Source organism: Actinophytocola sp. NPDC049390 (genome assembly GCF_044466355.1).
In the GTDB taxonomy this organism is placed as follows: Bacteria; Actinomycetota; Actinomycetes; order Mycobacteriales; family Pseudonocardiaceae; genus Actinophytocola.
This window is the reverse complement of sequence record NZ_JBITMQ010000040.1, coordinates 1-7,847: the sequence shown is the minus strand read 5'-3', so window position 1 is coordinate 7,847 and position 7,847 is coordinate 1. Positions and strand designations below refer to the sequence as shown.

Sequence of the window (7,847 nt, the reverse complement as noted above, 5' to 3'; positions counted from 1 at the left end):
TTCCCCAGAACGCGGTGTCTCATGAGACATCGAGGCGAGCGAGTGCGCTGGACGAGGACGAGGACACCGTCCTGCTCGTCCGCGGGTGCGACTGGTCGATGGGGCCGTACTGTGGTCTGTGCCGCGCCGGGCGCTGATATGCTCCCAACGTTGTCCTCGCTAGAAAGTGATCGGAGGCGGTAACCGTGAACATGCGTCGTGTCATGCGTTTCCGCGTCAACAGGAGGACGATCCTCACCTGAGCGGAAACGGAGCTTCGTTTCCGAAGGTGGGAATACTTTGTTTCGGCGTGTCAACACGTCCCGTGCGTCCGAACCCGCACTTGATCGCTCGTTCTGGAAACTGTTCGCTTCATCGGCCACGACCACTTGTGCCGACGGCATCGGCAAAATTTCGCTGCCGCTGCTTGCGGCGTCGCTGACCCACAGTCCCGTGCTCATCTCCGGTCTCACCGCGTTCGCGTTCCTGCCGTGGCTGCTATTCGGTCTGCCAGGCGGGGCACTGGTCGACCGGCTGGACCGCCGGCGGGCCATGTCGACCGTCAATCTCGTCCGGGCCGTTCTGCTCAGCGTCCTCGTGGTGCTCCTCGTCGCCGGTGTGGGACACATCCTGGTGCTGTATGTCGCCGCGTTCGCGCTTGGCGTGTGCCAGGTGGTGTATGACTCGGCGGCCCGCGCCATCCTGCCCCAGGTCGTCACCGACCGCCGCAGGCTTGACACCGCCAACAGTTGGCTGACTGTCGAAGAGACGGTCGGGCAAGACTTCATCGGTCCACCGGTAGGCGCGGCGCTGTTCGGCTGGTTCCGCGCCGCCCCGTTCGTCGCCAACGCGATCGGCTTCGCGGTGGCCGCGCTCCTCGTACTCGCCGTCCCTGGCCGGTTCCGGGCCGAGCGCACCGAGCCCACGACTCTGCGCGCGGACATCCGCGAGGGGCTGCGCTGGCTGTGGCGACACCCGGTGCTGCGTGACCTGACGATCTTCAGTGGGCTGATCGCCGCGCTCATGTCCATGGCCACGTCGCTCACCGTGCTGTATGCCCTGAACACGCTGCACCTGCGCCCGTCGCTGTATGGCGTCCTGTTCGTCGTCATGGGGATCGGCGGTCTCGTCGGGTCCGTCGCGGTGAGGCCGCTGACCTCCCGCCTCGGCCGACCGAGGATGATCACCATTGCCGCGGCGATCGCTCCGGTGATGTTCGTCCTGCTTGGCACGGTCACGAACTTCTGGGCCGCCGGTGTGTGGTTCTTCGGACTGTCGGCGGGCGTGACAATGTGGAACGTGCTGTCGATGTCACTGCGGCAGGCGATGATCCCTGCCGAGTTGCTCGGCCGGGTGCTCGGCGCCCACCGTGTGGCGCTGTGGGGCGGCATCCCCCTGGGCGCCCTTCTCGGTGGCGCAATCGCCGACCGGACCAGCGTGTCGGCCGTGTTCCTGGTGTCCGGCCTCGCCCAAGTCGTCCTCGTGGTCCTCATCCGCCGGCTGATCGATCGGCACCGGCAGATGATCGTGGACTCCTTCGAGTCCTGATCGGACGCGGAGTCACGTTGGGTCGACACAGTCAAACGCTGCTTTGTCATGGCTGGTCCTGCCCGAAGAGTTGCGTGCTGTTGTCGCCGAGGAGAAAGCCGAAGCGGGCAAGGTCGGCGTGCAGTGTGTCGATGCTGTAGCTGGTGTTGCCGACGAAGCTGAGCAACGACGATGCCAGTCGGCTCTGGTCTTGGCGCAGCCAGTCGGCGAGGAACGCGAGTAGTTCGGCGAGTTCGGCGGCGTCGCCCGCATCGAGGTGAATGGGGTGCGGCCCGGTCATGGGTTCACCCCGGTTGATCGGTGGTGGCTGATCGCGACGACGGTTCCCTGTCGGTTGAGCTGGGCGCGCAGCGCGGTGTTCTCGTGGTGCAGGGTGGCGATGACGGTGGCGGCGGCTTCGAGACGTCGGCGAAGCTCGGCGCATTCGTCGGTCTTCTTGGCGAGGCTCGCGCGCAGGGAGTTGGTTTCGCTGTCATGGCGGGCTTGCTGATGTGTTCGGTTGCCGAGCGCGGCGAGGGCGTCGTCCCATTCGGTGAGGATTGCCTTGGCGCGGAAGAGGGTTGCGTGGCTCACACCGGCTTCGCGTCCGAGGTTGGCTTTGCTCAGACGGCCGTCGGTGTGCTTCGGGTTGCCATCGAGAAGGCGCTTCATGGCGTGCCTGAGCGCTTTCTCGGTCCGCGGTGAGATCACGTCGTCGTTGCCGGTGTTCATGAAGTCGCCTTCCGCAGGACAGCGTGGACGTCACCAAGTTCCTGCTGTAGCACGGTCTTGCGACAAGACGCGATCTTGGGTGTGTCCAGGAGGGTGAGCAGTGTCTGCTCTTCGGTGCGCCAGGCGGGGATGTGCTCGGGGCCGAAGAGGCTGTTGCCGCAGCGGGCGGGCTGGCAACGGTCGATCAACGGGCCCTGGTGTCCGGGCGGAAGGGTGGTGTTCTCCAGGCACTTGGCGCCGACGGGGTTGGCCTCGTCGAGGGTGCAGTGGTTGAGCTTGCCGAAGCGGATGGAGATGCGGGCCTTGCGGAGCAGGTCGTATTCGACTCGGGCGTCGCCGTGCTGGGTTTGTTCGGAGACGCGGGTGACGGCGCGGGTGACGTTGTCGAAGGTGTCGCGGAGCCGGTCGGCGGCTGGTCCGTAGCCGATGGTTTCGCCGCGGCGGTGGGCGTCGTAGAGGTCTTGCAGGCGCTGGAACCGGGTGCTGGCCAGTGCGTCGTCGAGGCGGCGGGCCCAGGCTGGCGTGGATCGGGCGTAACCGGGGGTGGAGCGGTTGGCCAGGGCGCGGGTGGCGACGTGCTTGAGCTGGATGCCCAGGGCGATCTCGGAGCCGGGGTGATCGCGGGTGAGCATGGCCATGGTGCGCCGGAACATGTGCGGGGTGATCTTGCCGTCGGGGATGGCGGGCAGGCCGCTGTAGCGGCGGGAGCCGTTGACGCGCCGGATGAAGGAGACGATGGCGTGCTGGCTGGCGAAACCATCGTCGTCGCCGCCGTCGCGGACCCTGCCGAACGCCAGCTCCGGGTGCAGCGACAGCTGCGACGCGGTGAAGATCGCCTTGGCGGCGGGCTCGATGATCCACCAGTGCCGGGTGGGCAGGTCGGGGTCGCGTTTGCGTTTGGTGGAGGTCACAGCGGGCGCGCCGTAGTGCTCGACGACGCTGTCGCGGGTAATCTGCCGAATTTCGCTGTCGCGCATCATCGACAGCGCGGCGACGAAGATGTAGCAGGCGTTGCGCAGCGCGACGCATTCCATCCAGAGCTGCAACGGGTGCAGGCAGGGGTGCCAGGGGCCGCGGCTGCCGTCCGGGCGGGTCACCTCGTGTAGGTCGTGGAGCAGGCCCGGTTGCGTGCGTCCGGCAGCGACGACGTCCAGGACGAGGCTGCGGCGGTGTTGGCCTGCCGCACTGTGGGAGTCGAAAAGGTTGTTGCTTGCCCCGATCATCGTGGCCAGCACCTTCCAGTTCACCGCCCCCGCGGGATCGCTGGATGTGTTGGGGCGGACTGGGATTCGGTGCTGCGGGTTGGCGAGCCAGTCGGTGACGGCGTGGGTCAGTTCGGCTCGGTTCAGCCGGCGCGTAGCGGCTTGCCAGCCTTGCCAGGCTGCCCGCGCCCGCAGGATGTCCGGGCCGAAGGTGTCGATGTAGGTCCAGGCGGCGCGGACGAGCGGGAACCAGGACTCCGGTGGGATGGCCGGGGTGGACAGCTCCTCGGAGTCGCGGATGCCCAGCACGCGGTTGGCCGGTCGACCGGGCCAGGGGTCGGCGGGCAAACCTCCGCAGGCCAGGACGGGTCCGAACTCGTGGAGTGCCTTGATCACCACGACGTGCTCGTTGACGCTGCCGAGCGCCAGCCGCTGCCGTTGGGCGTCGATGTAGCGGTGGAAGTCCTCGACGTCCCATCGGGTCAAGTCCTCGGGCAGCCGCTGAGTGTGTGCCCAAGCCGCCAGCGCGCGCAGGGTTCCGGCGCGCAGGGTGGCGGTGCGTGGTTCGCGCGGCTGGGGTTTGAGGTGGATGCCGGCGGCCAGGACGGCGGGATGCCGGGGGTTGAGCCAGACCATCACGGTCTCGCGGACCCGCAGGTTCCAGGCCGGGGACAGCCCCGCGAAGGACACCCGGTAGTTCGTGGTGGGCTGGTTCACCGGCCGCTCGACGACGCCGTTGAGGTCCCACTGCTCGGTCTGGCCGAACACGGGCGGCTGGGCGCCGGGCAGCAGCGGGTGGGTTTGGATGACTGGCTCGTCGTCGCGGAACGCGGAGTGGGTAGCGGGCAGGGGTAGGCGAGAGGTCATCGGTCGAACTCCACGTGTGCGGACAGCGGCAGGTGCAGGTCGGCGTCGCCGGCCGCGATCTGCTTGCGGGCAAGCTCGATCTCGACGGGCGTGCGGTCGGCCAACACGGCCGTGAGGTTGGCGTGGCTCTGGCCCCAGAGGGCATGGAAGTGCTGGGGTGTCAGCCGGGTGCGCAGCCGGTCGAGGTGATCGGCCAACAGCAGCAGCTGCGGCAGGTTGGACGGCAGGACCAGGGCGTGGCGGCATTCCAGGCAGCGCAGCGGCGCGACCGGGCAGAGGTCGCCGGCCTTGCCGAACGGCGAGTCGAACGGGTCGCGGCAGGCCGAGACACCCATGTCCAACGCCCCGTCCCGCAACTGCGCGACCTGCCGCCGGGTCAGGCCCACGGCCTTCGCCGCAGAAGCCGCGGTGGTCGCGGTGGTGGTGTTGAGGGCCTGCTCGGCGTCCGGGGTCAGCACGGTCGGGCCCGCAAGCGCGCCGGCGAGCGCTTCGTCGAACCAGCGTTGCTGGGCGGAGGTGATCACATGGCCGGCGATGACCTTCAAGGTGGTGCCGTGCGCGTAGTGGCCGTGGAACACCTCGACGCTGTGATCGTCGGCGACGTCGCTGACCCGCCCCCGATAGGCCAGCGCCTTCTCGACCTTGCCCGACTTGCGCAGTCGCCGGATGTCAGCCGGTCCCGACAACCGCAGTCCCATCCGGTCCAGCCAGTCGTTAAGGTCCGACCCGTTCCAGTCCCCGTTGAACCGGCTGATCGACAGGTCATAGACCCAGATCGCCGACCGCAGGAACAGCGGCGCCGGTGAGAGCCCACTGCGGGCGCGCAGCCGCGCGGTCGCCGCGAGCAGGCGCCGCAGAATGTCGGCGGCGTCCAACCGACCAGTGACCAGGTGCGTGACGGTGACCGCATCACCAACGTCAGTGCCCTCGACAGCGCTGTCGACTGTGTTGCTGGTGTAGAAGCGGCGCCGAACCGATCGGGCTCGGTTCTTGGTGAAGCTGAGCAGGACACCGTCCGGGGTGAACTCCACCTGGTCCTCGGCCAGGCCGGTGATCTCCTCCGAGGTGTGCCCGGTCGCGGCCATCAGCAGGATCCGGAAGCCGTGCAGGTCCCGGTTGTGCGGATAGAGCATCCCCGTCAAGGCCCGCAACAGGGCCCGGCCGCGATAGCGGAGCGCTACTTCCGGCGGCAGCAGGTCGATCAGCGCCGCCGGCCAATCGGCTGGGCTCGGCAGGCGGCCCAGCAGCTCGCGGGTCGGCACCCCGTGCTCGATCGCCCAGAGCAGGTTGGCCGGCTCCAACCAGCCGCCCGTCTCCGGATCGACGCCGCGCTCCAGCAGCTCCCGGCCGCGCCGCAACCGCTGCTCCAGCCGCTTGATGTCTGCCCGAGCGGCCTGGACCAGCGCCTTCTTGTCCGCGCGGGAGAACTCGTCGACCTCGCGGGTCGCGCCGCGCCGCAGCCCACTCGAGCCGGTCAGCCAGCCGTTCAGGTGGGCCACGACCTCCCGGTCGGGGTGTGCGGCGCGCCGCGTGACGAGCTTGCGCAGCCGCCCCGCCTGGTGGGCAGGCTCGGTCGACCCGGCCGGCCACCGGGTCGGCAGCTGCCGGGTCCAGTCCAGGATCACCGGCAACAGGTCAGGGACCGCGTGCGCCAGGGACGCCTCGGCTGCGGCGGGCAGGTGGGTGTCGACGAACTGGCAGAAACTGCGGACCGCGCGCCGGTAGCAGCGCATCGTGGCGACACCCAGATCATCGGTCGCGGCCAGCTCCACCCACTCGTCGGCGAGCTCGGTGGCCAGCACGGAGCAGACGAACTCGGCCGGATCGATGGTGGTTGAACCATGTCGCCCGCTGGGCTCGATACCCTCCAGCCGGCGCAGGCCGATCCGGGCCGGCGCGGCGTCTCGACGGGCAGGGCGCGGATCGCGCCGATACTCACCTTTGCGAGGCATCGCCGCCGACCTCCCCACCGCTGTTCTTGCCGCCGCTGGTCAGCAGGTGCTGGCCGATCTCGGCGTAGGTGGCCTCCTCGTGCGCGGACCACTCGGCGAACGCCTCGTCGACCTCGCGCATCGGGTCCTTGAGATAGCGCAGGTAGATGTAGGTCGTTGCCGGGCTGGCGTGCCCCAGGCGGCGTTGCACCTCCAGCAGCGGGTTGTAGGCGATGTGGTCGGCCAGTGTGGACATCGGCAGGTCGGATGCCGCCCCGTCCTGTGCCGCCTTCCGCATCAGAAACCGCAGCAGCTGCAACGCGAACGTGTGCCGCAGGTCGTGGAACAACCACGGATGGCTCGGCATGACCGGCGCGGCGGAATCTGTGGCGTGCAGCCGCATCCGCTCCCACGCCCGCCACCGGATCTTGTCCCATGTGGACGGATGCGGCATCGTCCCGCCCGGCCCCACGAACACCGCCAACGGCTCCAACCTGTCCCCGGTGTCCATCACCGTGACCTTCCGCAACTCCGGCGGCATGTGCCGAATCGACCTCGTCACCCGCCGGCCGTCCAACACGCCCCGCAGCTGGCCCCGGCCGTCCTGGTCCGCGTCCACAACGAACAGCTCCGACCGCCGTCTGGCCAGCGTTGCCTGCGCAGCAGTCACGATGTGCCGTCGCTCCAGCAACATGTACGTGCGCACCAACTCCAGCGCCGACCGGGGCGCGTAGACCATGCGCGGCCGGCCGAACTTCGCGCACGCCTCAAGCTGGATCTCCACCCCGTCGCGCAGTCGGCCAGCTGCCGGTGACACGTCGAACCCCAGCTCTGGCAGCAGCAGCGTCGACCACTCGCCCAGCCGCATCCCCGTCAGCAGCCCCAGCTCCACTCCGGCGCGGCTGCGGTGCGGAAATCTCCCGCGGAACGACCGGTCGACCGCCCCGTCCGGCAACTGCCCGGCCAGGCCCACGTCACGGAAGTACCGGTACTGGTCCAGCGTCATGTGCCGCACCCGCAGGTCCTGCGTGACACCGTTGCGCAACGAGTCCCGGCCACCGTCGCTTCGCCACGGCCGCGCCAACAGGTAGCCCTCCGCCACCAGCCAGGCGTACAGACGGTTGATCGCCGTCGCCTCGGCTTCCCACGTCGTCTTCGCGACCGGCTCGGGCTGCTCCCGTGTCCGCAGCGCGCGGTACTCCAGCAGATCCGTCTCCGTCGCCGACACGACATCGGTGCCTGCCTGGGCCAGGAACTCCGACAGTCTCAGCGCGACGTAGGCGTACTTGCGCATCGTCTTCGCGCTGCGACCCATCAACGCCAGGTGCCGAAACCACGACGACACCGGCTCCACCGGACACATCTCCCGTTCCAGCAAGATCGGAGTCCCGTCCAAAGCGAGCCGCCGCCCGAACAGCTCAGCCAGCTCGGCCCCGTCGATGCCCGGCACCGATCCGACGGCGATCGCACGCCTTCGGTCAGTAAAGAACAACTCCAACACACCCTCCGCACACCCGTGATCAACAACCACTGCGGAAGGCCCAACGAGCCACAACGGAACTGGCATCTGGGTGAAGCAATGAGACGGTTCCAGACAGGCTGGAGAACC

At 68.7% G+C, this 7,847-nt stretch carries 6 protein-coding genes; 1 reads left to right on the top strand and 5 read right to left on the bottom strand.

Going from position 1 to position 7,847, the window contains the following annotated elements:
* Positions 1-279 precede the first annotated feature (279 nt).
* A complete protein-coding gene (locus tag ACIBVP_RS45585) occupies positions 280-1,527 on the top strand; it encodes an MFS transporter (RefSeq protein ID WP_396112808.1) in 1,248 nt (415 codons plus the stop codon).
* Between the two features lie 46 nt (positions 1,528-1,573).
* On the opposite strand, the gene ACIBVP_RS45580 is transcribed toward ACIBVP_RS45585, so the two are convergent.
* The 5 genes from ACIBVP_RS45580 to ACIBVP_RS45560 form a co-directional block, all read right to left on the bottom strand.
* Complete coding sequence (locus ACIBVP_RS45580; RefSeq protein WP_396112807.1) at positions 1,574-1,807, bottom strand: hypothetical protein; 234 nt, start codon at positions 1,805-1,807, stop codon at positions 1,574-1,576.
* The gene (locus tag ACIBVP_RS45575; protein ID WP_396112806.1) at positions 1,804-2,238 is read right to left on the bottom strand and encodes a hypothetical protein; all 435 of its coding nucleotides are present in this window, start codon (positions 2,236-2,238) and stop codon (positions 1,804-1,806) included. The genes ACIBVP_RS45580 and ACIBVP_RS45575 overlap by 4 nt, the downstream gene beginning before the upstream one ends.
* Positions 2,235-4,208 carry an integrase gene (locus ACIBVP_RS45570; RefSeq protein ID WP_396112805.1) on the bottom strand — a complete coding sequence of 658 codons (1,974 nt, stop codon included), beginning with the start codon at positions 4,206-4,208 and terminating at the stop codon, positions 2,235-2,237. The genes ACIBVP_RS45575 and ACIBVP_RS45570 overlap by 4 nt, the downstream gene beginning before the upstream one ends.
* Positions 4,209-4,303: 95 nt before the next feature.
* Complete coding sequence (locus ACIBVP_RS45565; RefSeq protein ID WP_396112804.1) at positions 4,304-6,109, bottom strand: hypothetical protein; 1,806 nt, start codon at positions 6,107-6,109, stop codon at positions 4,304-4,306.
* Between the two features lie 133 nt (positions 6,110-6,242).
* Complete coding sequence (locus tag ACIBVP_RS45560; protein ID WP_396112803.1) at positions 6,243-7,688, bottom strand: tyrosine-type recombinase/integrase; 1,446 nt, start codon at positions 7,686-7,688, stop codon at positions 6,243-6,245.
* Positions 7,689-7,847 lie beyond the last annotated feature (159 nt).